At 48.2% G+C, this 24,737-nt stretch carries 21 protein-coding genes; 16 read left to right on the forward strand and 5 right to left on the reverse strand.

Annotated features, from left to right (window positions below; all coding sequences use genetic code 11):
• Positions 1 to 31 precede the first annotated feature (31 nt).
• Together rpmI and rplT are read left to right on the forward strand one after the other, a co-directional pair.
• Positions 32 to 232 carry a 50S ribosomal protein L35 gene (gene rpmI, locus A3844_RS20980; RefSeq protein WP_036696104.1) on the forward strand — a complete coding sequence of 67 codons (201 nt, stop codon included), beginning with the start codon at positions 32 to 34 and terminating at the stop codon, positions 230 to 232.
• Positions 233 to 264: 32 nt separating this feature from the next.
• The gene (gene rplT / locus A3844_RS20985; protein WP_038587257.1) at positions 265 to 624 is read left to right on the forward strand and encodes a 50S ribosomal protein L20; all 360 of its coding nucleotides are present in this window, start codon (positions 265 to 267) and stop codon (positions 622 to 624) included.
• Between the two features lie 152 nt (positions 625 to 776).
• On the opposite strand, the gene A3844_RS20990 is transcribed toward rplT, so the two are convergent.
• Positions 777 to 1,319: an acyl-CoA thioesterase gene (locus A3844_RS20990; RefSeq protein ID WP_074085853.1), complete on the reverse strand. Its 543-nt coding sequence runs from the start codon at positions 1,317 to 1,319 to the stop codon at positions 777 to 779.
• 301 nt (positions 1,320 to 1,620) lie between these two features.
• On the opposite strand from A3844_RS20990, the gene A3844_RS20995 reads away from it, so the two are divergent.
• The 5 genes from A3844_RS20995 (at position 1,621) to A3844_RS21015 (ending at position 7,057) form a co-directional block, all read left to right on the forward strand.
• The gene (locus A3844_RS20995) at positions 1,621 to 2,697 is read left to right on the forward strand and encodes a BMP family lipoprotein (protein ID WP_074085852.1); all 1,077 of its coding nucleotides are present in this window, start codon (positions 1,621 to 1,623) and stop codon (positions 2,695 to 2,697) included.
• A gap of 184 nt (positions 2,698 to 2,881) precedes the next feature.
• Positions 2,882 to 4,420, forward strand: coding sequence for an ABC transporter ATP-binding protein (locus tag A3844_RS21000; protein WP_074085851.1), 1,539 nt, complete (start codon positions 2,882 to 2,884; stop codon positions 4,418 to 4,420).
• Positions 4,413 to 5,489 (forward strand): ABC transporter permease, encoded by a 1,077-nt coding sequence (locus tag A3844_RS21005; protein ID WP_074108374.1) that lies wholly within the window; start codon positions 4,413 to 4,415, stop codon positions 5,487 to 5,489. Before A3844_RS21000 ends, A3844_RS21005 begins: the two co-directional genes overlap by 8 nt.
• Positions 5,490 to 6,440, forward strand: coding sequence for an ABC transporter permease (locus A3844_RS21010; RefSeq protein ID WP_074101559.1), 951 nt, complete (start codon positions 5,490 to 5,492; stop codon positions 6,438 to 6,440). It begins immediately after the preceding gene.
• Between the two features lie 272 nt (positions 6,441 to 6,712).
• Entirely contained in the window at positions 6,713 to 7,057 is a 345-nt protein-coding gene (locus A3844_RS21015) for a hypothetical protein (RefSeq protein WP_074085848.1), read from the forward strand.
• Here A3844_RS21015 and A3844_RS21020 read toward each other — a convergent pair.
• Entirely contained in the window at positions 7,054 to 7,515 is a 462-nt protein-coding gene (locus tag A3844_RS21020) for a GNAT family N-acetyltransferase (RefSeq protein WP_074085847.1), read from the reverse strand. The two genes, A3844_RS21015 and A3844_RS21020, sit on opposite strands and share 4 nt — an antisense overlap.
• 586 nt (positions 7,516 to 8,101) lie before the next feature.
• Here A3844_RS21020 and ilvB point away from each other — a divergent pair.
• From ilvB to A3844_RS21045, 5 genes are all read left to right on the forward strand, one after another.
• Positions 8,102 to 9,850, forward strand: a complete 1,749-nt coding sequence (gene ilvB, locus A3844_RS21025; RefSeq protein WP_074108375.1) for a biosynthetic-type acetolactate synthase large subunit — start codon at positions 8,102 to 8,104, stop codon at positions 9,848 to 9,850.
• On the forward strand, positions 9,847 to 10,335 hold the full coding sequence (gene ilvN / locus A3844_RS21030) for an acetolactate synthase small subunit (RefSeq protein WP_074085845.1): 489 nt from the start codon (positions 9,847 to 9,849) through the stop codon (positions 10,333 to 10,335). Before ilvB ends, ilvN begins: the two co-directional genes overlap by 4 nt.
• 182 nt (positions 10,336 to 10,517) lie before the next feature.
• Complete coding sequence (gene ilvC, locus A3844_RS21035) at positions 10,518 to 11,510, forward strand: ketol-acid reductoisomerase (protein ID WP_074085844.1); 993 nt, start codon at positions 10,518 to 10,520, stop codon at positions 11,508 to 11,510.
• Positions 11,511 to 11,624: 114 nt separating this feature from the next.
• Positions 11,625 to 13,166: a 2-isopropylmalate synthase gene (locus A3844_RS21040; protein WP_074108376.1), complete on the forward strand. Its 1,542-nt coding sequence runs from the start codon at positions 11,625 to 11,627 to the stop codon at positions 13,164 to 13,166.
• A 349-nt stretch (positions 13,167 to 13,515) separates the two neighbouring features.
• Positions 13,516 to 17,196, forward strand: a complete 3,681-nt coding sequence (locus A3844_RS21045; RefSeq protein WP_074108377.1) for a collagen binding domain-containing protein — start codon at positions 13,516 to 13,518, stop codon at positions 17,194 to 17,196.
• Between the two features lie 121 nt (positions 17,197 to 17,317).
• On the opposite strand, the gene A3844_RS21050 is transcribed toward A3844_RS21045, so the two are convergent.
• Positions 17,318 to 18,448 carry a response regulator gene (locus A3844_RS21050; RefSeq protein ID WP_083606949.1) on the reverse strand — a complete coding sequence of 377 codons (1,131 nt, stop codon included), beginning with the start codon at positions 18,446 to 18,448 and terminating at the stop codon, positions 17,318 to 17,320.
• Positions 18,449 to 18,467: 19 nt separating this feature from the next.
• Positions 18,468 to 21,551: a hybrid sensor histidine kinase/response regulator gene (locus A3844_RS21055; RefSeq protein WP_167374715.1), complete on the reverse strand. Its 3,084-nt coding sequence runs from the start codon at positions 21,549 to 21,551 to the stop codon at positions 18,468 to 18,470.
• A gap of 197 nt (positions 21,552 to 21,748) precedes the next feature.
• Between A3844_RS21055 and A3844_RS21060 the strand changes: the two genes are divergently transcribed.
• Genes A3844_RS21060 through A3844_RS21075 form a run of 4 tightly spaced genes read left to right on the forward strand, consistent with a single transcriptional unit; the run spans position 21,749 to position 24,389 of the window.
• A complete protein-coding gene (locus A3844_RS21060) occupies positions 21,749 to 22,291 on the forward strand; it encodes an RNA polymerase sigma factor (protein ID WP_074085839.1) in 543 nt (180 codons plus the stop codon).
• Complete coding sequence (locus tag A3844_RS21065) at positions 22,288 to 22,743, forward strand: anti-sigma factor family protein (RefSeq protein ID WP_074085838.1); 456 nt, start codon at positions 22,288 to 22,290, stop codon at positions 22,741 to 22,743. The genes A3844_RS21060 and A3844_RS21065 overlap by 4 nt, the downstream gene beginning before the upstream one ends.
• A 37-nt stretch (positions 22,744 to 22,780) precedes the next feature.
• Positions 22,781 to 23,278: a hypothetical protein gene (locus A3844_RS21070; protein ID WP_074085837.1), complete on the forward strand. Its 498-nt coding sequence runs from the start codon at positions 22,781 to 22,783 to the stop codon at positions 23,276 to 23,278.
• 19 nt (positions 23,279 to 23,297) lie between these two features.
• Positions 23,298 to 24,389, forward strand: a complete 1,092-nt coding sequence (locus tag A3844_RS21075) for a DUF4097 family beta strand repeat-containing protein (protein WP_074108379.1) — start codon at positions 23,298 to 23,300, stop codon at positions 24,387 to 24,389.
• Between the two features lie 96 nt (positions 24,390 to 24,485).
• Here A3844_RS21075 and A3844_RS21080 read toward each other — a convergent pair.
• Positions 24,486 to 24,737, reverse strand: a 252-nt coding sequence (locus A3844_RS21080; protein WP_143192119.1) for an IS3 family transposase, incomplete at its 5' end; no start/stop codon positions are given.

The following is a 24,737-nucleotide window of genomic DNA, read 5'->3' on the forward strand; positions in this document are numbered from 1 at the left end:
GGCGCCGCATAATATTCAAGGAGGAAACACCATGCCTAAAATGAAAACTCACAGCAGTCTGAAAGGCCGTTTCAAGATCACCGGAACTGGCAAAGTACTGCGTTACAAAGCTCACAAGAACCACTTGCTTTCCCACAAATCCAAACGCGCAAAACGCGTATTGAACGGCAATCCGGTTATGGCCCCTGGGGACGTAAGACGCTTGAAACAAGGACTCGCTAACTTGAAATAGTTTTATCACACATTTTTGGGAGGTTTATTAATATGGCAAGAGTTAAAGGCGGATTTGTAGTTCGTCGTAGACATAAAAAAGTATTGAAGCTGGCAAAAGGTTATTTCGGTTCCAAGCACCGCATTTTCAAAACTGCTAACGAGCAGGTAATGAAATCGATGGTTTACGCATACCGTGACCGTCGTCAGACGAAACGTAACTTCCGCAGACTGTGGATCGTGCGTATCAATGCAGCAGCCCGTTTGAACGGACTGTCTTACAGCAAGCTTGTATTCGGCCTGAAATTGGCTGGAGTAGAAGTGAACCGTAAGATGCTGGCTGACCTGGCAGTAAACGACCTTAACGCATTCAACTCCCTGGCTGTAGTAGCCAAAGAGAAGATCAACGCGTAATTACTTAGAAGTAACCGAAAAGCACCGCCTGCGGGACATCCCGTGTGACGGTGCTTTTTTTTGGGCCTTGCAATGGGTTTACAGTTACTAGAAGAGAAGATCAAGACTTCAAAATGCGGGTTGGCTCAGAGATGGTTAGTCCTCCGCACTGCTCACTCCCAGTACTTGGTTGTGCTCAGCTGGGATGCCAACAGCTTGCTGCTGGTTCTTCTGATCTTGCGCAGTTCGGAACGCTGATCTGCAGAAGCGCTGATGAGCTTTTCCTCATCGGTTTCGGCAATGATTGCGGGTACCAGTGCCGGCGTGCCGTCTTCATGCACGGCCACAAAGGTAAGGAAAGATGTAGCGGCAACAGCGCGTTCGCCGGTATACAGGTTCTCTGAAATGATTTTGACGAATACCTCTATACTGGTTCTGCCTGTCCAAGAGACAAAGGACTCAAAGCATACTGAATCGGTGGGTCTTATAGGCAGGAGAAAATCTACAGAGTCCGCAGAGGCGGTAACTACATTAGTCCGGCAGTGACGCATTGCTGAGATGGATGCGACTTCATCAATCGTACTCATTAACTTGCCTCCGAACAGCGTCTTGTGATTGTTAACATCATTCGGGAATACACGGCCTGTTTTGAACACGCGGGATTCTCGGCAGTATTTGAAATCCGGTGCAGCTTGGGGTTGGTTTTGATCATCCATTTTTCAGTACTCCCTTTTTATAGAATATGTAAACATTCATGATAATAGAAAACACATATCCGTGCAATAATATTTATATGTGCTGAAGATAATCAGGCGATTCGAATATTTCTGACATGGTTTGAGTGTTTTGTTGACACGTAATGTAACAGTAAACGGTTTCTTGTGAAAAAATGCAAATTATTATTGACCTGAGGTCATTTATAGACTGGATTTTAGGGTTTTTACCAGTTATAATTTGATCTAATGGTATGTCCAAGAACACAGAAGACATCCAATTTCTTAAGGGGGATCACACTCAATGAAAAAGGTTTACCAACTATCTCTTGTTATGTTGCTTGCGTTCACTGTCATTCTGGCAGGCTGCGGAAAGAACAATAACAACGGCAATGCAGCAAGCAACGCTGGAACAGCAACCAATGCACCAGCTGAAGCAACAGCAGCACCAACGGATGCTCCTAAAACTGACGTCAAAGTCGGTCTGGTTACTGACGTAGGTGGCGTAAACGACAAATCGTTTAACCAATCTGCTTGGGAAGCTCTGCAGGCCCTTCAAAAAGAAACCGGTATTGATATCAAATATCTGCAAAGTAAATCCAATGCAGACTACGAGCCAAACCTTAATCAATTCGTTAAAGGCGGCTACAACCTGACTTGGGGTATTGGTTTTGACCTTGGCGATGCTGTTAAGAAAGTTGCAACTGAGAATCCGAACGCTAATCTTGCGATTATCGACAGTGTGGTAGATGCTCCTAACGTAGAATCCGTTACCTTCTCCGAAAATGAAGGTTCCTTCCTGGTTGGTGTAGTTGCAGGTCTGACTACAAAAACCAACAAAGTAGGTTTCATCGGCGGTATGGAAAGCCCAGTAATCAAACGTTTTGAAGTAGGTTTCGTTGCTGGTGTAAAAGCTGTTAACCCTAATGCAACAGTAAAAGTTACTTATGCAGGTGCTTATGACAAGCCGGATGTTGGTAAATCTTTGGCAGCTACCCTGTACAATGATGGCAATGACATCATCTTCCCTGCTGCCGGCGCAACTGGCAACGGCGTATTCAACGAAGCTAAATCCCGTAACAAAGCAGGCGGTGCTAAAGTATGGGTAATCGGCGTAGACAAAGACCAATCCCTGGAATTTGGTGATGATGTAACTCTGACTTCCATGATCAAACGTGTTGACGAAGCGGTTAAGAAAGTTTCCCAGCAGGTTGTTGACGGAACATTCAAAGGCGGCAGTACAACTGTACTGGGTCTGAAAGACAACGGTGTAGGCCTTCCTGAAACTTCCAAGGCTAACGTATCGGCTGAAATTCTTGCCAAAGTTGATGAATACAGCAAAAAAATCATTGATGGAACAATCAAAGTTCCTACCGAGTAAGACTGACTTGATGTTTCTTGCCTTACAATAATGAACAAGGAACAAGGCCGGTTATTGAGCTGGCCTTGTTCCTTGTTAGTGGAATGTAACATGCAATAACTTAGACAGAGCTGTACCGTCCTTCATAGGACGGTACAGCCGTGTCTACAAGGAAATATATATATTCTGTGATGAGGGTGATTCCATGAGTGCTGCGGCTCCTGTCGTAGAGTTGAAGCAAATCACAAAACGCTTTCCCGGTATCGTTGCGAACGACTCCATCAGTCTTACGCTCGAAAAAGGAGAAATTCATGCACTGCTAGGTGAAAACGGAGCAGGCAAATCCACCTTGATGAACATTGTCTTCGGATTGTATCAACCCGATGAAGGCAGCATCGAAATCGACGGGAATCCGGTTATTATCGATAACCCCAATAAAGCGATTGAGCTTGGCATTGGAATGGTTCACCAGCATTTCAAGCTTGTAGAGCCTTTTACGGTAACTGAGAACATTGTTCTTGGTATGGAACCGAAAAAAGGTCTTAAAATCGACTATAAATCCGCTGCGGAGCAGGTTCGCAAGCTATCGGAGCAGTACGGTCTTCAAGTCAATCCCAATGCCAAGATTTACGACATTTCGGTTGGTATGCAGCAAAGGGTAGAAATTATGAAGACCCTGTACCGTGGTGCGGATATACTTATATTCGACGAGCCTACCGCTGTGCTTACGCCACAGGAAATTACCGAACTGATGGCGATTATGAAGCGGCTCGTTGCAGAAGGCAAATCCATCATTTTGATTACGCATAAGCTTAAGGAAATCATGCAAATTTCCGACCGGGTTACTATCATCCGCCGGGGGAAAGTTATTGATACTGTGAAGACTGCTGAGACGAATCCGAATGAGCTGGCTGAAAAAATGGTAGGACGCGGTGTAACCTTCAAGGTAGACAAGCAGCCTCCGCATATTGGCGGAAGTGTACTCAAGCTGACGAATGTCAGCAGTAAGAGTAAAGATGGCGTATCGGTACTGGACGGTCTCAATTTTGAAGTGAAGGCTGGCGAAATCCTCGGTATTGCAGGAGTGGACGGCAACGGACAAAGTGAGCTGATCCAGGCAATAACCGGCCTGCGTAAGATTGATTCCGGTTCTATTACCGTATCCGGCAAGGAGATTGCCAATCTGAGTCCACGCAAAATTTCTGAAATGAATGTCTCCCATATTCCGGAGGACCGTCATAAGCATGGGTTAGTGCTGGACTTTACAGTTAGCGAAAATATGGTGCTGGAGACATACTATAAGAGCCCGTATAATCAGAATGGATTCTTGAACAAAGAAGTCATCGATAAGCATGCCGAGGATCTGGTCAAGCAGTTTGATGTACGAACCCCCTCTATTGAGAACAAAGCACGCTCTTTGTCAGGCGGTAATCAACAGAAAGCGATTATTGCGCGGGAAATAGATAAAAATCCGACACTGCTGATTGCGGCCCAGCCTACCCGCGGCCTCGATGTCGGTGCGATCGAATTTGTGCAGAAGCAACTGATTGCTCAGCGCGACCAAGGGAAAGCGGTATTGCTGATCTCTTTTGAACTCGATGAAATTATGAATGTGTCCGACAGAATTGCCGTTATCTATGAAGGCCAGATTGTCGGTGAAGTATTCCCGCAGGATACCAATGATCAGGAACTGGGTCTGATGATGGCGGGAAGCTTGAAGCGGGGAGGCCATACGGATGTATAGACTCAAAAAAATATTTGCGACAGACAGCTACATTGTTCCTTTAGTCGCAATCGTGATGGGCTTCCTGGTTGGGGCTGTAGTTATGCTGATCGGCGGATACGATCCTATAGCCGCATACTCAGCGCTGTTCAAACGTGTATTTGGCAGTCCTTATGACTTTGGTGAGGCCATCCGCGAAATGACACCACTGATGTTCACAGGACTTGCAGTAGCCTTCGCCTTCCGTTCGGGGATGTTCAATATCGGTGCGGACGGACAAGTGCTTATTGGAATGACAGCAGCTTCTGTTGTTGGCATTAAGCTAGCCGGAACCTTGCCGAATTTCTTGCTGGTTCCGCTAGCAGTTATCATTGCTGGAGTCTGTGGCGGTCTTTGGGCAGGCATTGCCGGATATCTCAAGGCAAAACGCGGAATCAACGAAGTTATTACAACAATTATGTTGAACTGGATTGCACTGTTCCTGTCCAACTATATTGTCAGAACATTCTTGCTGCTTCAGGGGCAAAACCGTTCTGAGGATATTCCGGCCTCGCTGTCCATGACATTTCTAAACTCAATGTTTGATAATGCACGGATTCACTGGGGGACTGCAATCGCACTTGCAGCAGCAGTGTTCTTCTATGTCTATCTGTGGAAAACCAAACAGGGATACGAAATGCGCGCCGTCGGCTTGAATCCGCATGCTGCAGAATACGCAGGTATGAATGTTGGCCGCAATGTCATCAAGGCCATGTTCATCAGCGGTGTTTTTGCCGGTCTGGCAGGTGCAGGAGAAGTGCTTGGTGTATTCCATTATCAATCTGTATTTGCGGCTTCTCCAGGTTATGGTTTTGACGGTATTGCCGTTGCGCTGCTTGGTCTGACCCATCCACTCGGAGTGATTTTGGCTGCTATTCTCTACGGTAGTTTGACTTATGGATCTGCAGGTATGAGCTTTGGAGCGGATGTTCCTCCTGAACTCATCCGAATCGTAATCGGTTCAATTATTTTCTTCATTGCGGCACAAGGAATTGTGCGCTGGGTGCTTAAACCGTTCTACTTCAAGCGCAAGAAAGAGAAGGTGTTATAGATGGAAGTATTAGGCCAATTGCTCAATACAACGCTCGTTTTTTCCACAGCGCTGATTTTTGCCGCCCTCGGTGGCATCTTCTCTGAACGCTCCGGTGTCGTGAACATTGGACTTGAAGGCTTGATGATGTTTGGTGCCTTTGCTGCAGCTGTAGGCGGATATTATGCACAGGATGCAGGTATGGGTGAATGGGCTCCATGGGTCGGTGTAATCTGTGCTATGGTGGTCGGGGTGCTTGGTTCACTTATTCATGCGGTAGCATCGATTACGTTCAAGGCAGATCAGACGATCAGTGGTACAGTTATAAACTTTCTGGCTGCCGGGAGTACGCTTTATGTAGTTAAACTGATTTTTGAAGGAGCTGGCGAAACACCGTTGCTGGACGGATTTAGTAAAGTGCCTATCCCTGGGCTCTCCAAAATTCCGGTTATTGGTGAAGGGATTTTTAATTCCTATCCGACGACTTATCTTGCGATAATCCTGGTTATTGTCATTTATTTTGTGCTCTTCAAGACTCCATTTGGCCTCCGCCTCCGTGCAGTCGGTGAACACCCAAGTGCGGCGGATACGCTTGGTGTCAACGTAAACCGTATGAGATATATCGGCGTAATGCTGAGCGGGCTCTTGGCTGGTATTGGCGGGGCCACCATCACACTTACGACAACAGGCACCTTTGCGCACAACACGGTTTCCGGTCAGGGCTTTATCGCCATTGCGGCGATGATTTTTGGGAAATGGAATCCACTTGGCGCGTTCGGCGCTGCCGTATTCTTCGGGTTCTCTCAAGCAATCCGCAACTATGTGCAATTGTTCGAGTGGTCTAAGGATATCCCGCAGGAATTTATCTTCATGATTCCTTATGTGTTAACGATTATTGTTCTAGTCAGTGCTGTTGGCCGTTCTTCGGCTCCGAAGGCATTGGGTGAACCTTACGACCCTAGCAAACGTTAATTTTGATGCAGTGTTTGCTGTATTGATCAAAAAACGCATTTCCGGTATGATCGGGAATGCGTTTTTTTTGTTGAAATTCCACGAAAAGCCGGCAGGGACAGGTGTACAGGCGAAGCACGCTAGACTCGAATAGACTGTTGTGAAGAAAACAAGTTTTGTTCGAAGCCAATCAGGAAGCCTATGCTTACAAAACTTGAGTTTATGCTTTCGAAGTTAGTTTGTACAAAGTGAACTCTGGAAGCCTATGCTTACAAACTTTTAGGAGGGATAATATGGCACAGCCGGTTACAAAGAGACAGGTGATGAAGCTGGTAGGCAAAAATATTGTCGCAGTGAAAAAGGATGGCACGAAAGTAACGGGCAAGCTGCTCCGAGTTTCAGGCAGTCGTCTGGTACTACAACGGATCACCGGTAAAAAAGTGCAAACCAAGGCCTTGATTCCACTGGTGCTGTTTGATTTGCTGGCCATCGGTACAGCACCCTACGCTTATGGCGGAGGTTATGGTTATGGTGGTGGAGTTCCGGGGCCTTACGGCGGACCTGGAGCCGGACCTTATGGCGGATACGGACCTGGCTACGGACCTGGTTACGGCGTCCCGCCGATTGGTTTCTTTTAAGCTCTGATCCTGCCAGCTAAAGGTTTTTCGAACTCGTAGCAGAAGTTTTGCGGCTGATAACGGGCTACGCTGTAGCCCAATTTTTGATAAAAGGAAATGCCCGGCACATTGCCGATGTCCACAGAAACTTTGGCCCTCTGGCACCCACGTGATAGTGCAAACCGTTCTGCTCTATCCATGAGCATATTCCCCCAACGTTTGCGTCTCGCGGCAGGGGCTATAGCCAGCATGTCGATATAGAGCAAGTCTCCATGCAGCATGAAATGAACGAAGCCCAGCGGATTACTTTCGTAATCTGGACAAGCGACAAGGGTAACCCCTTGACCCAGACGCCGGGGCAGATCTTTTCGGACCTGGTTGATTACCGTCTGCGGAAGATGCGATAATGGAACCAGCTGTTTCTCAATCAAGTCAAGAATGACAGTATCATCCTGCTTGGGTCTGCGGTAACGAATCATAAAGCGCCCCCTTCACGCATTGTCGTACATCATATGCCCAGAGGGGTGTGGGCGTTCCGGCAAGAATAGAACAACGATTTATGACGATTGCAGAAAAGATGGGTATTGACTAACCGTGTGAGGAATCATATAATGTGTCTAAACATTTAACGAACATACATGCATCGGCAATGATGAGGACGAAGTTTTAAGGGCTCTTTTGCTCAGAGAGTGAGAGGAATTGCTGCAACCTCCACCAGAATCCCTTATATACGAGCTCACCTCGGAGCTGTTTCCCTGAAAGGTCTATCGGCAAGAGTGGTGGAATTATTAGGGGGAATCGTTTGGTCCGCGTTAGGGACTTCAGGTTACAGAGATTTGGGCCCTGCCTACATCGATGGATTTTTGTATCCTGATAAGGTGTTGCATCGTGAGATGCAATGCAAACATGGGTGGTACCACGGAAGATCAACCTTTCGTCCCTCACGCGCTGTCTTCTGCGCGTGGGTGGCGAAAGGTTTTTTTGTTGCCAGGAACATTATCGGCCGTATATAGGACGTTCTGTCATTTGCATAATGAATGTTAACTATCGAAGGGAGGAATACTGATGAGCGCGCAAATACCGGAAGTACAGTCTATAGAGCAGTTACGTGAGAAATGGAAAAATCCCGAGGTGATTACGGGTTCCGAAGTGCTGCTGCGCAGTCTTGTATTGGAAGGGGTAGATACCGTATTCGGATATCCGGGCGGTGCCGTATTGTACATCTACGATGCTCTTCATGGCTTCACCGATTTCAACCATATCCTGACACGGCATGAGCAAGGCGCGATTCACGCGGCTGACGGCTATGCCAGAGCCAGCGGTAAGGCGGGTGTGTGCATAGCAACCTCGGGACCAGGAGCAACCAATCTGGTAACAGGTATTGCCACCGCATTTATGGACTCCGTTCCACTGGTAGTAATCACAGGTAATGTCTTTTCCAGCCTGATTGGAACGGACGCTTTTCAGGAAGCCGATATTACAGGCATAACCATGCCGATTACAAAACACAGCTATTTGGTACGTGATGTTGAGGATCTTCCGCGTATCATTCATGAAGCATTCCATATCGCAAACACCGGCCGCAAAGGTCCGGTACTGATTGATATTCCGAAGGATGTGTCGGCTGCCAAAACTCTGTTTGCTCCGGCCAAACAGCAGGGCGTCAATCTTCGCGGCTACAATCCGCGCACGGTTCCGAACAAGCTTCAATTAGATAAGCTGGTCCGCGCAATTTCATCTGCAGAACGTCCAATCATCATTGCCGGCGGCGGTGTCATATACTCCGGGGCTCATGAGGCCATGTACGAATTCGTAAAGCGGACAGAAATTCCAATCACCACAACATTGCTGGGTCTGGGCTGTTACCCGAGTGCAGAAGAGCTGTGGATGGGAATGCCGGGTATGCATGGTACTTACACGGCTAACAATGCCATTCAGCAATGCGATCTGCTGATTAATATCGGTGCCCGGTTCGATGACCGTGTGACCGGCAAGCTGGACGGTTTCGCACCAAAAGCGAAAATTGTTCATATCGACATTGATCCGGCTGAAATCGGTAAAAATGTATCGCCAGATATTCCGATTGTTGGTGATGTGAAGACGGTACTGGAAATGCTGATTCCTGAAGTAAGCCGTGCCACCAATGCCGATGCCTGGAGAACGCAGATTGCCCAGTGGAAGCTGGATTATCCGCTCCGCTACAACGATTCCGATACTGAGCTCAAACCTCAGTGGGTCATCGAGATGATCAATGACACCACTAAAGGTGAAGCCATTGTAACTACAGACGTAGGTCAGCATCAGATGTGGGCAGCTCAGTATTACAAGTTCAATCATCCGCGTTCATGGATCACTTCCGGTGGACTTGGAACGATGGGATTCGGATTTCCGTCGGCAATCGGAGCACAAATGGCATATCCGGAACGGCTGGTAGTCTCCATTAACGGAGACGGCGGCATGCAAATGTGTTCACAGGAGCTTGCGATCTGTGCGATCAATAAGATTCCGGTTAAAATTGTAGTGATCAACAACCAGGTTCTGGGGATGGTCCGCCAGTGGCAGAACCTCATCTATGAGAAGCGGTACAGCTATACCGACCTTGCAGGCAGCCCGGATTTTGTAAAACTGGCTGAAGCATACGGGGTAAAAGGATTACGGGCAACAAACAAGGAAGAAGCAGCCACTGCGTGGAAAGAAGCACTCGAAACGCCGGGACCCGTTCTGGTAGAATTCGTTGTTCCCAAAGACGAGAATGTCTACCCGATGGTAACTCAAGGGTCAACCATCGATCAAATGCTGATGGGGGATGAATGACAGTGATGAAACATACGATTGCTGTGCTTGTGAATGACCAGCCGGGTGTGCTGCAGCGGGTGTCAGGCCTGTTCGGCCGCCGTGGCTTCAATATTGAGAGCATCACCGTCGGGCAATCCGAAGAAGTAGGCCTGTCCCGGATGGTGATTGTAACACTGGGTGACCAGCACACTCTTGAGCAGATCGAGAAGCAGCTCTACAAGCTAATTGATGTAATCAAGGTAGTGGATCTGGGCTCTAAACCAATGGTAGCCCGCGAGCTCGCGTTGATCAAAGTCAAAGCGGAACCGGCTGAACGTCCGGAAATCATGGGTGTTGTTGAGACTTTCCGCGCTTCTGTGGTGGATATTGGTACAACCAGCCTGCTCGTACAGGTAGTTGGAGATACCCAGAAGATTGATGCAATGATTGAGCTGCTCAAGCCTTATGGCATCAAAGAGCTGTCCCGCACAGGAGTTACGGCAATGATTCGGGGCAATGCCTGATCGTTATATTTCACAGCTTTAACGGATTACTGCTTGTTTGCATTAATTTGATAAGATAAGGGCAAGGCAATTCCCGCGAAAGAGCGGGGGCTTGAAGAGCAGCCTATCCAACCCTAAGGAATGAAGGCTCTTGAAGCACCCGCTCTTTACGATGGGTCCCAAATTAAAGGAGGATATTGACAATGGCAGTGACAACGTACTATGAACAGGATGCAGAACTTAGTGTACTAAAAGGGAAGACAATTGCAGTAATCGGGTACGGCAGCCAAGGGCATGCCCAGGCACAGAACCTGCGTGACAGTGGTCTTCAGGTTGTCATCGGCCTGCGCGAAGGCAAATCGTTCGAAACCGCCAAAAATGACGGCTTTGAAGTATTGCCGGTAGCTGAAGCAGTATCCCGTGCAGATGTTGTACAAATTCTTATGCCGGATGAAACACAGGCATCCGTATATAAAAATGAAATCGAACCAAACCTCAAAAACGGTGCGGCTCTGATGTTCTCCCACGGCTTCAACGTGCATTTTGGCCAAATTGTAGCTCCTAAGGATGCGGATGTCCTGCTGGTGGCTCCAAAATCCCCGGGTCACATGGTTCGCCGTACTTATGTTGAAGGCTTCGGCGTTCCCGGCCTGATTGCAATTGAACAGGATGCAACCGGCAATGCTCAGGCTATCGGCTTGGCTTATGCCAAAGGCATCGGCTGTACACGTGCAGGGGTTATCGAAACTTCGTTCCGTGAAGAAACCGAAACCGACTTGTTCGGCGAGCAGGCCGTTCTGTGCGGTGGCGTATCCGCGTTGATCAAAGCAGGGTTCGAGACACTTACCGAAGCAGGCTATGCTCCTGAAATGGCGTACTTCGAATGTCTGCATGAAATGAAGCTGATCGTTGACCTTGTATATGAAGGCGGACTTGCAACCATGCGCGATTCCATCAGTAACACTGCCGAGTACGGTGATTATGTAACAGGTCCTCGCATCATTACAGATGAAACCAAAAAAGCGATGAAAGAAGTGCTCAGCGATATCCAACAGGGTAAATTCGCCCGTGACTTTATTCTTGAAAATCAATCCGGCCGTGCCTTCCTGACAGCCACCCGCCGCAACGAAGCTGCTCATCCGGTAGAAGTAGTCGGCAGCCAGCTGCGTGAAATGATGCACTGGATTAAGAAATAGTCTCATATACTTCAAACGAAGAACGTAATATAGTGTGATTCTCAGATGCGGCCGTGTTTTTTGCGGGCCGCATTTGAGGGTTTAAGCACAATCTTTTTCAGGAGGTGCTCAGCTTTGCGGAAAATATATGTGTTCGATACGACGTTGCGTGACGGCGAGCAGTCGCCGGGCGTCAATCTCAATACACGTGAAAAGGTAGAGATTGCGTACCAGCTGGAGAAGCTGGGGATTGACCGGATGGAGGCAGGATTTCCTGCAGCGTCACCCGGAGACCTGGCCGCGGTAAACGCAGTAGCGCGAGCCGTGAAGAATGTAACTTTGATTGGCCTCTCCCGTTCCAGAGAGAGCGATATTGATGCAGTTAAAGAAGCGCTTCAGGGAGCGCAGGACCCCTGCATTCATCTTTTCCTGGCGACGTCACCGATTCACCGGCAGCATAAACTCCGAATGGAAAAGGCACAGGTTCTGGAGACTGCACGTGCTGCCATCCGTTATGCCAAGAAATATTTCTCCAAGCTGGAATTCTCACTGGAGGATGCCGGCCGCACTGAACGTGACTTCATGGCTGAAATGGTGGCGATGGCGATTCGTGAAGGTGCGAATGTGGTCAATATTCCCGATACTGTCGGTTATCTGAACCCCTCGGAATATGGTGCAATCTTCAAGTTTCTTAAGGACACTGTACCGGATATTGAAAAAGTTCAGCTTAGCGCCCATTGTCATAATGATTTGGGAATGGCTACAGCGAATACGCTGGCTGCGATTCAGAACGGTGCTGATCAGATCGAAGGTACCATCAACGGCATTGGCGAACGCGCCGGGAATACAGCTATTGAAGAGGTAGCGCTGGCGCTGGAGACACGCAGTGAGTTTTTTGATGCCAAGACATCGCTTGTACTTTCTGAGATCGCCCGTACCAGCCGTCTGGTCAGCAAGCTGACAGGCATGGTTGTTCCAGGCAACAAGGCGATTGTCGGTGCTAATGCCTTCGCCCATGAATCCGGGATTCACCAGGACGGCATGCTGAAGGAGAAAACCACTTACGAAATCATGACACCTGAAACCATCGGGCTCAAAGAGAGCAAGCTGGTGCTGGGCAAACATTCCGGCCGCCATGCATTCCGCGAAAAGCTCAGTGATCTGGGCTATGAGCTCTTGGAGGAAGAACTGAATACTGCGTTTGCCAAATTTAAGGATCTGGCAGATAAGAAGAAGGAAGTATCCGATGAGGACATTCTGGCGCTGCTGGAAGAAAAGCTGACCGATACTCCGGAAGTTTTTAGTCTGCAGACGATTTATGTCACTTATGGCAATGAGGCCACTCCTGAAGCCAAGGTAATCATTAACGGGCCAGACCCGCAACCGATTGTTGCGGTTGCTGAAGGCAACGGGTCAGTAGATGCGATCTATAATGCCATTGATCAGGCGACAGGGGAGGAAGTTACGCTTGGTGACTACTCCATTAAGGCCGTAAGCCGGGGCAAGGACGCGCAGGGTGAGGTGCACGTGGTGTTGTCACAGGGAGAGGTTGCCGCGCAGGGCCGAGGACTCAGCACAGATATTCTGGAGGCGAGCGCCCGTGCGTATCTGGATGCGCTCAACAAGCTGCTGGAGAAACGTAAGACGTATACACAGCGTGATCATGCGCAGTTGTAACCCATAAGACTTTTTATTTAGTGTAATTTTTGAAGCCATTCCTTCAGTAGAGTCCTCTCTGCTGACCGGATGGCTTTTTTTGTGCTGCAGTATTCGAATGATGTTACAGATAGCTCAGTTGCCCAATGAGTATGCTGGAAAGTATCAGCGTTTTATCAGTGACTTTAGTTACTATATATAATGTTATCTGTGATATTAACTCTGAATTTATTGTCGTTTTTGTGAAAAAACAATCGAAAATAGAGAAATATATATCGGTTTGTACATAGGCTGTTCAGAAATTGTTCATGCGTGAAGATTACAGTTAAGGCTGATATCTTACTCGGGGAGAAGAAGGAGACAACTGGTAATGAATAAAAAAAGAATGGCAGTCATACTTAGTTTACTTATCATTTTCATACAAGGGGCTTACAGCTTTGGCTTCAACACACAGGCCAACGCAGCGGAAATAACCGACAATATCATCACCAGTGTAACTATGGACGTGTATGACAATGGGGTTCCCGTAACAGACGTTGTCTATAAGCAAGGGGCTGAAGTGAAGCTTACCTATACTTGGGAGCTTCCGGATTCAACGTATAAAGGCGGTGATACATACAGCTTCGAGTTGCCTGACAAGTTTGTGCTTGCAAGTGATATTAGCGGAACTCCTCTGATGTTTGACGGCGTTCCACTAGGTCATTTTGATGTCCTGAAGGGCAGCCCGAACAAAGTGGTTATGACCTTTAACGATGACATTAAAAGTTATTTCGGTGTACACGGTTCCTTTACCATTAGCACCAAATTCGATAAAACTAAATTTACGGAAACGACTGTCCAGCAGATTGTGTTCCCGATCAACGGAGGCAATCAGACGGTGACGCTTACGTTCATTCCTGATGTCACCTCTCCCATTGCTAAGAGCGGAGTTCCAACCGGCTCCAACAAGGATAACATAAACGCCAAGCAGATTATTTGGACTGTAGACGTGAACAAAGTATTGTCGAGTGTCCAAGGAGCAACGGTTACCGATACGATTCCTGCCGGCCTGGCGCTGGTGGATCCGCTGGACGTCAAGGTGTTTAACCTTAATGTGAAGCTGGATGGTTCCGTCACACAGGGAGCGGAGCTCGATGCTTCGGGTTATGCTGTAACGACACCTTCCGGCAAGTTGAATGTTGCTTTTAATGATTCAACGATCACGGGGGCATACCGTATCCAATATACTACGGACATAACGGATGCTGCCAAGACGAGCTTTACCAATACTGCAGTCTTCAGCGGTTCAAACCAGGCGGGGGTTACAGCATCAGCGACAGTGAGCGTATCGCAGGGTACCTTTTTAAAGAAATCGTCCACCGATTATAATCCGGCAACACAGGTAACGTCCTGGGAGATTGATTACAACTATAATGAGCTTCAGCTTGCCCAGGCAGATGCTGTGCTGAAGGATTATTTTAACAACACGCAAGAGCTCTTGCCTGGTTCACTGCAAGTCTTCCCGGTTAATTTCCTGACCAGCTCAAGCGGCACCGCAGGAACTACTGAGGCTACCAATTATACAGTGAGTGCACCTTCGGTCCCGGTCAGTGGGCAAAATGGATTCGAGCTTAAATTTACCAGCGATATCAGCGGTGCTTACAAAATTAAATATCAGACTAGAGCCATCAACCGTGTAGAAGATAATACAACAATCATTAATTCGGCTACTTCCGGAACTACTACCGTAACAGGTACCCGGGACATCGGTCAGGTAATCATCAGCAAAAAAGTAGCGGATTACAACTACCTTACCAAAACCGTCTCATGGTCTGTAACCTTAAATGCCGACAGCTATCCGATGGATGAAGTGGTGGTTAAGGATGTATTCACGTACAAAGGGCTGAAAATTGTTCCTGACTCAATTGTGGTTAAAAAGGGGTCGGCTGCGACTACCACAGGTTATACCATTCAAAACCTGGATGATACTGCCGGATTTGACGTGGTATTCAACTCACAGATTACAGGACCGTATACAATTACTTATGATACGTATTTTGATAACAACTGGCTTAGTTACAACTGGTTGAGCACAGCAGCCAAGTTTGAGAATAAGGCAACGGTGAACTGGAAAGATCCCGGTTCCACAACAGTGAAGACTAAGACGGTAACTGCAGCCTTCGATCCGAATGCGTCGGACAAAGCGAACGGCTTCAAGAACGGAGCCTACAATGCGGTGAGTAAGGAAATCACCTGGACCATTGGCGTTAACTACAACCGCAATCCGCTGGCAAATGCCAATGTATCGGATGTGCTGCAGAGCAATCAGCAGTATGTGCCGGGTTCGGTAGAGGTCTATAATCTGAGTGTTGCCAAAAACGGCGACCCCTCCAAAGGCACTAAGCTGGTACTGGGCGTAGATTACACCGTGGCTTATACGGAGAGCAGCAAGCTGCTGCAGGTGAATTTCAAGAATGATATGAATTCGGCCTACTACATCATTTTCAAAACAAACCTCCAGGGACAGCTCGTTGAGTCACCGACCATTGTCAATACCGCCAATCTGTATAGTGGCACAACGGCTCAATCCAAGGATTTGACGGCTTCACTGACGATTCCTAAGGGTGGAGAATATGTGACAAAGAGCGGAACGCAGAGCAATACCAAGATAAAGTGGACTATTAATATCAACAACAGCCTGTCTTTCATCGAAGATGCAACGGTTACGGATGATCCAAGTGACAATCAGATTCTGCTGTCTGATTCGTTCAAGCTGTATCCGACAACGGTAAATGCAGGCGGCGATATTACTAAGGTGACAACACCGCTGGTGAAAGGAACAGATTATGATCTGGTCATCAGCACGGATGGGAATACCGGAAAACAGCAATTTGTGCTTACATTTAAAACAGATATTGAGAAGGCCTACATTCTTGAATATGAGTCACTAATTGTGGCTAACAACAATGATAAAGTATCCAATAGTGTGCAGCTCAGCGGCAACAACACGACCACAATCACCAAACAAAGCAGTAAAGAGATAACAGTAGCTCTATCAAGCGTAGATGCAGTGGGAACCGGAACCCGCAAGACACTGAATGTTGTAAAAAAAGATGCGGCGGATCAGGCGCTTCTGAGCGGGGCAACCTTTGCCCTGTACCGCAAGTCAGGTTCGACGGAAGTACTCTTTAGTCAGCTGACGACAAATTCGAACGGAGCCGTTGCCTTCAATAATCTATGGCCCGGAACCTATGTACTTCAGGAGGTTGCCGCTCCAGCCGGGTACGATCTCAATCCGACTAAGTTTGCTGTAACCTTCAATTCAACAACGGAAACAACGATGACGGTGACTGACAATAAGATAGCGACGCCAACACCGACAGCAACGCCTACAGCATCACCGACAGCAACGCCTACAGCATCACCGACAGCGACGGCTACAGCATCACCGGCAGTGACAGCTACAGCATCACCGACAGCGACGGCTACAGCATCACCGGCAGTGACAGCTACAGCGTCACCGACAGCAACGCCTACGGCATTACCGACTCCGCTGCCGACACCTACAGCGTCTGCCACACCTGTACCGTCTACCACGGCTGTGCAGGCATCGGCAACACCAGCAGCCACACCGGGCCAGCCTGTGGTAAGCAGTACGCCTGCTGTTCCACAAGCCACTAAGGCTACTACAATTGTTGATGTTCCAATTCAAGGCGAAATCCCGCTGGGCGGCATTCCAAGCATTGGAGACAAGCCGGATCATGGAACTGTTACTATTACTCCAGACGGTAAATGGACCTATACACCGGATTCCGGCTATATTGGAAAAGATAAATTTACGATTGTTGTAACGGATGAAGACGGCAATGAAGAAGAAGTTGTCATTGAGGTAGGGATCGATGATGTACCAAAAGGTACAGTAACCGATACAGCGGATAAAGCAGATAACGCGCTGCCCGCAAAGCTTCCACAGACCGGAGAGAACAGTCCGCTTCCGCTTTATCTGACAGGCGGAGGTCTGATTGTACTGGGAGTTCTTCTCGCCAGAAGATTCAAGACACGCATTAAATAGGGAAAATAGTAGACGGCCGCTGATTGAGAGAATAGGTTGCACAATTACACCAAAGACACCCGGAGCTTCCAGGTGTCTTTGGTGTTGTATTTTAACAAAATGAGTATAGGAAAAAGAGATGTTATATGCTGAGATTAATATGCTTCCAGTGCTTGTACCATCCTATGATATGGGGCGGCAGCTCAATGTTCAGCTCACGATTCAGCAAGTCGCACAGCGTGTTGTATTGCTGTTCTACCGCTTTTCGCTCACCCATACTGTCATAGACTTTCATGAGGTCCAGATGGGCTTGCTCGGAATAAGGCTGGAGCAGAACGATCCGCTGATAGGTTGTGACGGCTGCAGAAAGCTTACCGATCTTGACAAAAAATTCAGCCAGGTCGGTGGCATGATGCAACCAGATGGTGCGCAGCCGCTGACGCTCGCTTTCGGCCCATACATAGCCATAATCCCCTAAATAATCACCAGTGTAGAAATCTAATATCTGTTGATGCTCCGTATAATTCTTTTCGTTAATTACAGGCAGTAACAGAACGCTCTTCTCCCATTCTACAGTATCAATCAGCAAGCCTCCTGTTTCGAGTACATAGCCTTCATTGGCACTGTTGATCTGGAGCTCAATTCCCGCCTGCTTCAGGCATTGCCGCACCTGATAAATCGTGGTGTAGAGCAGAGTGGAGGCTTTTTTATAATCCAATTCAGGCCATAGCCATTCGATCAGATAATCCTTGCTGATAAAGCGGTTCCGGTTATGGAACAAATAGGCGAATACTTCTTGGGCCTTTAAGGTACGCCAGCGAATGCTCTGTAACGGCTGCCCGCTGAGCTCAAAGCGAATCGACTGCATACAGCGGAGCATAATCCTGGCTGGGTTCTCCAGCACTAGTTGAGCCTTGGCCGATTCCAGGCGCTGCACTGTCTTTTGCAAACGGTCACGCCGCACAGGCTTAAGCACGTAATCAAGAGCATTCAGCTCAAAAGCGTCTACAGCATAATTATTATAGGCGGTTACAAACACAATGCTTGCCCTGGGACAAAGATTTTGCATAAGCTCAGCTACCTGCATACCGTTCATTTCCGGCATTTCTATATCCAGAAAGATTACATCAGGGTCTAGGCTTGGTGCTGTACTGAGGGCTTCTGCCGTGTCTGTAAAAGCACCGGTAACCGTAACTGTGCCCAGTTCTTCCAGCATCAGCTGCAATTTCATAAGCGCCAGCCGTTCATCATCTACCAGCAGGGCTTGAATCATAACTGATTCCACCACCTCATTAAGTATTCTTTGGCTCTGCTCCCGGAGAAGTCTCCGACTTGCTGAAAGGAATAATGAAGCTGACTACAGTACCCTTAAGGACTGTGCTATCGATAGTCAGTCCACGGCCATACATTCGCATCAGCCGTTTGTGGGTGTTCTGCAGCCCGATTCCCCGTTCAGGTTCAGGGGGCCCGGTAAGCAACTTGGCTAGAAGCTCTGCACTTATCCCAATGCCGTTGTCGGCAATAGTGACTTCAGCGCCTTCTCCAAGCTGTCTGACGGAGATCTCTACCCGGCCGCCTTTGGCACGATTCAAAATTCCGTGTCTGACCGCATTTTCCACGAGAGGTTGAATCGTTAGAGGAGGAAGCAGGAAATGGAGCTCCGACTCCAGTGACCAGGCGATTTCCAGACGGTTCTCAAAGCGTGCCTTTTCGATATACAGATAAGCCTTGACCAGCTCCAGCTCACGTTCAAACGGGACTAGCGGTTCGGCATTGAGGAAGTTAAAGCTTAACCGCAGGTAGGTGCTGAACGCATCAATTAGTTCACTCATTCTTCCTGTATCAAAGGAGGCCAGCGCTGAAATGGAATTTAGGGTGTTGAATAGAAAATGCGGCTGAATTTGCGCTTGCAGATAAGCGGCCTCTACGCGGAGCTGCCTGGAGACGGATTGTTTCAAATCAGTTAAAAAACGAACCCGCATCCGCAGTTCCATAGCATTCACCGGTTTGCTTACATAGTCATTAGCTCCAGAGACGAACCCGGTATAGATATCCTGCGGCTGGTTGCGGGCTGTAAGAAGCAGAACCGGCAGTTCCGTGACCAAGAAACGTTCACGTATCCTCCGGGTAAGCTCATATCCAGACATCCCAGGCATCATTACATCCGAAATGACCAGATCCCATGATTCCTCATCCAGCAGCAGCAATGCTCCCTGTCCGGTGGTAACGGTTTTGATATCATAATCATCGGCGAGAAGAGCGGTGAGTATCTTTAGATTGACAGGATCATCATCTACCGCGAGAACTTTGGACTTGGAGATTCTGTCAGAATGACCCCTGCTTTGATCCTGAACCTGCACATATAGAACCGGCGCTACTTCTCCGGCTTCGGGAAGGAACACATCGTTATTAACAATCGTCCCTGCCGGCTCATCAGCCAATTGCAGAGTAAAGGTGAAGACCGAGCCTTCATGTGGGCTTGAAACTACGCTCAAGCTTCCCCCGTGCAGCTGAACAAGCTCTTTGCAGATGCTGAGTCCAAGACCGATCCCCCCGCCCATGGCGGTCATACTGGAATCACCCTGCTCATAGGGATCAAACACTCTGCGCTGTGTTTCCTGATCCATTCCGATTCCAGTGTCCATAATATGAATACGGGCCGTTTGCTGGTGAATATCCGCATACACGCTGACAGTGCCCTTCTCTGTATATTTAACGGCATTTTGCAGAAGATTGAACAGAATTTGAATAATTCTTTTCTCATCTCCAATTACCTTTGGAAAGTTTTGTGGAATATCCATCTTAAGCGCTATGGGTTTTTCCCCAGTCATAAAACGCAGCATGTCCACTACTCCCGAAGCCGCGGATTGAATGTGGAGGCTTTGCAGCTTCAATTGGATATTGCTCTCGCGAAGCTGTGACAGATCGAGCAGATCGTTGAGCAGCAGGGACATGCGGCGGCCGACGGTGATCAGAAGTTTCAAATCCTCGGCATTCTGCTTATGCAGAGTGCTTTTATCGCTGGATAACACCGCTTCAGCAATATTTATAATGCCGTGAAGCGGATTTTGCAGCTCATGTGAGGTATTGGCCAGAAAGTCATCCTTTTGCTTGATAGCCCGCTGGAGGCTTTCGGCCAGCTTGGCTGTATGCTCCGCATTCCAGAAGAAGCGGCGGAACCAGAACGTGGCAAAAGCCAGAAAGGCAAAAATCAGATCAAAAGGATAGAAACTGAGCCCTAACTCGGTATTGTTTTTGACTGAACCCCATACCGTGCTGCTGATGATACTGGTTATGGCCAGGAGCAGAAAGATCGTCCCGTCCTCATTTCGTATGAAGGATTTATAGATGAGTATAAATATACCCACGGCCATTGTCATTAGCAGATGCCCATATAGATGGCTCAGTACCGAAAAGAGAACACTGCTGCTGGGAACGGTAATCAACAAACCTGCGAATAAAGAGGTAATAATAGTCAACACCCGCAGCCACTTTAAACGCTCATTCGGAAATAGCAGCTGTTTGGCCAGATGCATCATGAAAAAAAATGTTCCAAAATAAGCCAGCCGCAATAGCTTGAGCGACCATCCGTTGCTGATAGGCAGCCAGAGCATTAACAATCTGTCGTCATCCGACAAAATGCTGATTGTTGCAAAGGTCACCATCAACGTGAAATACAGCAATACCTTTTGACGCGGGATGATCAGGTACAAAATAACGGCATAAGCAGCGTGAAGCAGCAGCACAATGCAGACTGCAAGCTCCATTCCGATGGTAAGCAGGCGCTCCTTATGTATGGCATGATCATTTCCGAACAAGACCGGCCGCAGAATCCCCCCTGAGTCGGTGTCAAAGTCGGCCACTTGCAGTATCAGTTCAGCTTCACCGTTGACTGTATTGAAAAATACTGGATAAGGTACAGCCCGGGCTGTGTATTCTTGTGCCTTTTCAGCAGGGATGCCTGAGTGCCCTTCTGCCTTACCGTTTACATAAAGGACGGAGGAAGAATTTATTTTGGGGAAAATCATCCCAATTCGCTGCTCAGGCTGCTCCGTTAGAATCTTCAGACGATAAGTGGCATAGTTGTAAGCTCCATGGCCCTGCTTCATCGCTTTTTTCCAACTGCCCGGGACGTGAATGTAGCTGCGTTTTGTCTCCGGAGAGGTAGCTCTATTGGTACGGCTGGAAGGAGCAAGCAGTGTACCGGGGTATAATTCCCACTCGCCACCCAAACTGTAAATTTTATCGTCGGAGAACGGGGTGCCGCGCAAATCCATTACACCCTGTAAGGCCTTAAGCGGGACCGGGAGCGGATAAATGCCGATCCATAGGAAACGGAGACCTGTAAGTCCAATTAGAAAAAGTACGATTACCACAATGAGTTTTTTCTTTGTCATAGTGTTACATTAGTTCGACAAACTCAGGGGTATCCCTTCAAAAATGGAGTATTCTTGTTGTAGGATATAGAATAGAGGATTTGAAATTACCGGGATTAAAAAAATATGAAATAAGTTGCAGGGGAAGTCATAGGCCCGGCGTCTAATATTATGAAGCTGAAGGAGGGGAGAACTACTTGGAAGAGGCAGAGTGGATATCAGCCGTGCTAAACGGGCAGCATCAGGCTTTTGAGCATTTGGTGTCGCGCTATCAAGGCATGGTGTATCGGGTATGTATCAAGATTACAGGAGAAGCCGAGTCGGCCAAGGATATGGCCCAGGAAGTCTTTATCAAAGCCTACAAGGCGCTCCCTTCCTTCAGAGGGCAATCCTCATTCTCCACATGGCTGTACCGGATTGCTTACCGGACCTGCCTGGACTGGAAACGGGCCAATGACAGGGAATGGAAGCACCGCAGTACGGCGGATTATACAGAGAATGATTGGGTGACATCGCAGACGCCTGAGCATGTGCTGCTCCGTAAGGAAGCTTCGGAGGAGCTGGGCGAGAATCTGAACCATCTCACAGAACCGTACCGGTCGGTCGTGCAGATGTATTATTTTCAGCGACACTCTTATCAGGAGATTGCCGAGCAGAAAGGCGTTTCGGTAAAAACAGTAGAGTCACAGCTGTACAGGGCCAGACAGATGATGCGTAAAAACGGGGAGGAATGGCGATGAATTGTGCAACAGTCAAAGAATGGATGCCGCATTATATCGAAGGCTTGCTGTCTCCGGAAGCGGAGCTGAGAATCCGTCTGCACATCGAGTCTTGTCCCGATTGCGCACAGTGGCTGGAGGAAGCAAGAGAAATGTCTGCGCTATGGAATGAAATGGAGAATGGACAAGAGTCCTTGGATACACTTGATTTTCCGGATATTACTGCCGATGTTATGGGGCAAATTGAACAACTGGAATCGGGTCGCCGGGAAAGGGCAGTCAGAGCAACTATGGCAAGACGCCGCACAGCTCCCAGAACCTCTTGGGTACACTATGGGGTCGCGGTCGGTTTGACTTTTCTGCTGCTGCAGCTTGGGGTGTTCAAAGATATGGCCTACGGTATTACTGAGATTAATGGACATATGTCCACATCGGTCAGCGCCTGGCTTAACTCTGATGGTACAAATAAATAAACCAATATATTAGCAACTTCAAATAGGAGGATATTATATGATCAAAAAAAGACGTTGGCTCACCTTTCTTCTGGCTATGATTCCGGGAATCGGACATCTGTATTTAGGCTTCAAAAAATTGGGTCTTGAGTATATGATTGGAGCAGCACTGTGTATTATCTTTATCCCTTCCATGCCAACGGTTTTCCCGTTCGCATTGGCTGCTCTGTGGTTCTATCAATTATTTGATGCCCTTCAGAAAGCCGCGTGGATGAAAATAGCTGCCGAAGAGCATGAGCGTATGATGTTCCACCCTGATAGTTACGGTGTGCCCTGGAGTATGGGGATGCCTGCCAGTCCGGCTTATCCGAATGATGAAGTTAGTCCGGTCTGGGTCGGTTTTGGCTGTGTAACTGCGGGCATTCTGCTGCTGATCATTACCACCTTTCCGGGGCTCTGGGATTTACTCACCGATATGAATATCGGATCCATTCTGTTGTCCCTGGGGCTGATCGGCTACGGGCTGAGAATGCTGAAGAAAAATCCAAAAGTATAGAGAAATGGGGAAATGAACAATGGCGAGATGGAAGATCGGCAGTTTTACCGCAGCTTTGGGCTGCATCATGTTGGGGGGGATTATTGCACTGGCCCAATTTGATGTGGTTACTTACCAGGCGCTTGCTTATCTCTGGCCTGCACTACTTATATTGTTCGGGCTGGAGACACTGCTCCGGATATTTATTAAGTCCGATGCCAAAACCCGTGTTAGCGGCTGGGCTATTGTCCTGATCGTGGTATTGGTTGCAGCAAGCGGTGCCCAGAGGGTGCTGGCCGATGGCTCGCTCAGCGGGATTTTTGGAAGAACACAGCTTGTGCCGGTAAACGGAACAGTGGATGTGCAGGCAGGGATCAAAAATGTGAAGATTGAACTGCCACACGGTAAGGTTAAGCTGAGCGGTGTGGACGGAAATACGCTTGACTATGAGGGGAAGCTGGAAGTGCCGGGGAAATCGGAAAGTGACGGGTCAAGCGCACTGGAGCAGAAGTGGTCAGTTGTAGCAGAAGGAGACACCTTGACTATGAAGCTTGAAGGGGATTCCGGCTGGCTCTCCAACATTCATATTGGATTTAATTTCAAAGATCCCTATATAAATGTCAACCTTCCCAGCAATCTTGCAGTAGAGGTTGAAACCAGTGACGGATCGATTGAAGCTGGAAATTTGAAGTCTGGTGTTGAAATGAACACTAGTAATGGAAGACTGGACATTCATGATGTAGCCGGCGGTGTAGATGCGCACACCAGCAATGGGACATTAACTGTGCAGAATGTGCAGGGTGAAGTGAAGCTGGTTAGCTCCAATGGTGCTCTGAATCTTGGCAATATCGACGGTTCGCTGTATGCCAAGAGCAGCAACGGCAAGATCACGATTAACTCGGCGATCACCGGCGGATGGGAGTGTTCCTCCAGCAATGGCAAGATTGTAGTAGGCCTGCCAGCTGTTACCGATGCAACGATTACTGCAGATACCAGCAACGGCTCTCTGAAAGGGAATGTCAAATGGGATGGTGACGATAACAGTCACGGAACTGCTGTGCTCGGGAGCGGGACGCACAAAGTCTCCTTGTCTACGAGTAACGGATCAGTGACAGTGGATACGGCAGAATAACTGGGAGTTTAGACCGGATGCGGATAAAAAGAGCTGTTGTGCCTGGCAGGGGACTGCCCCCTGTTTGTGAGACAGTGATCAAAACACCTTGCAAGTTTAAGCAGCCAGTCGCCGAAAATCCACCGGCGACTGGTTATTTAGTTTCGCCTGAATCCGAATTGAGTTATAGTAGGTGATGTAGTCTCGAACGGTCTGTTCAACGATTGCAGTCGTTGTACACATAAGATCTTCGAGGTAGAACGTTTCAGACTTTAGGGTGGAATGAAACGACTCAATGGGGGCATTATCAGCGGGCGTTCCTTTACGGGACATGCTCATGGTAATGCCTTTTCCCTTGACTACCGCCTG

Origin of the sequence: Paenibacillus helianthi, assembly GCF_001909055.1 — a bacterium.
Taxonomy (GTDB): Bacteria; Bacillota; Bacilli; order Paenibacillales; family Paenibacillaceae; genus Paenibacillus_AQ; species Paenibacillus_AQ helianthi.

Excerpts from the sequence above, each read along its gene's own strand:
- rpmI (WP_036696104.1), top strand. The coding sequence starts at position 32 with ATGCCTAAAATGAAAACTCACAGCAGTCTGAAAGGCCGTTTCAAGATC.
- rplT (WP_038587257.1), top strand. The coding sequence starts at position 265 with ATGGCAAGAGTTAAAGGCGGATTTGTAGTTCGTCGTAGACATAAAAAA.
- A3844_RS20990 (WP_074085853.1), bottom strand. The coding sequence starts at position 1,319 with ATGGATGATCAAAACCAACCCCAAGCTGCACCGGATTTCAAATACTGC.
- A3844_RS20995 (WP_074085852.1), top strand. The coding sequence starts at position 1,621 with ATGAAAAAGGTTTACCAACTATCTCTTGTTATGTTGCTTGCGTTCACT.
- A3844_RS21000 (WP_074085851.1), top strand. The coding sequence starts at position 2,882 with ATGAGTGCTGCGGCTCCTGTCGTAGAGTTGAAGCAAATCACAAAACGC.
- A3844_RS21005 (WP_074108374.1), top strand. The coding sequence starts at position 4,413 with ATGTATAGACTCAAAAAAATATTTGCGACAGACAGCTACATTGTTCCT.
- A3844_RS21010 (WP_074101559.1), top strand. The coding sequence starts at position 5,490 with ATGGAAGTATTAGGCCAATTGCTCAATACAACGCTCGTTTTTTCCACA.
- A3844_RS21015 (WP_074085848.1), top strand. The coding sequence starts at position 6,713 with ATGGCACAGCCGGTTACAAAGAGACAGGTGATGAAGCTGGTAGGCAAA.
- A3844_RS21020 (WP_074085847.1), bottom strand. The coding sequence starts at position 7,515 with ATGATTCGTTACCGCAGACCCAAGCAGGATGATACTGTCATTCTTGAC.
- ilvB (WP_074108375.1), top strand. The coding sequence starts at position 8,102 with ATGAGCGCGCAAATACCGGAAGTACAGTCTATAGAGCAGTTACGTGAG.
- ilvN (WP_074085845.1), top strand. The coding sequence starts at position 9,847 with ATGACAGTGATGAAACATACGATTGCTGTGCTTGTGAATGACCAGCCG.
- ilvC (WP_074085844.1), top strand. The coding sequence starts at position 10,518 with ATGGCAGTGACAACGTACTATGAACAGGATGCAGAACTTAGTGTACTA.
- A3844_RS21045 (WP_074108377.1), top strand. The coding sequence starts at position 13,516 with ATGAATAAAAAAAGAATGGCAGTCATACTTAGTTTACTTATCATTTTC.
- A3844_RS21050 (WP_083606949.1), bottom strand. The coding sequence starts at position 18,448 with ATGATTCAAGCCCTGCTGGTAGATGATGAACGGCTGGCGCTTATGAAA.
- A3844_RS21065 (WP_074085838.1), top strand. The coding sequence starts at position 22,288 with ATGAATTGTGCAACAGTCAAAGAATGGATGCCGCATTATATCGAAGGC.
- A3844_RS21070 (WP_074085837.1), top strand. The coding sequence starts at position 22,781 with ATGATCAAAAAAAGACGTTGGCTCACCTTTCTTCTGGCTATGATTCCG.
- A3844_RS21075 (WP_074108379.1), top strand. The coding sequence starts at position 23,298 with ATGGCGAGATGGAAGATCGGCAGTTTTACCGCAGCTTTGGGCTGCATC.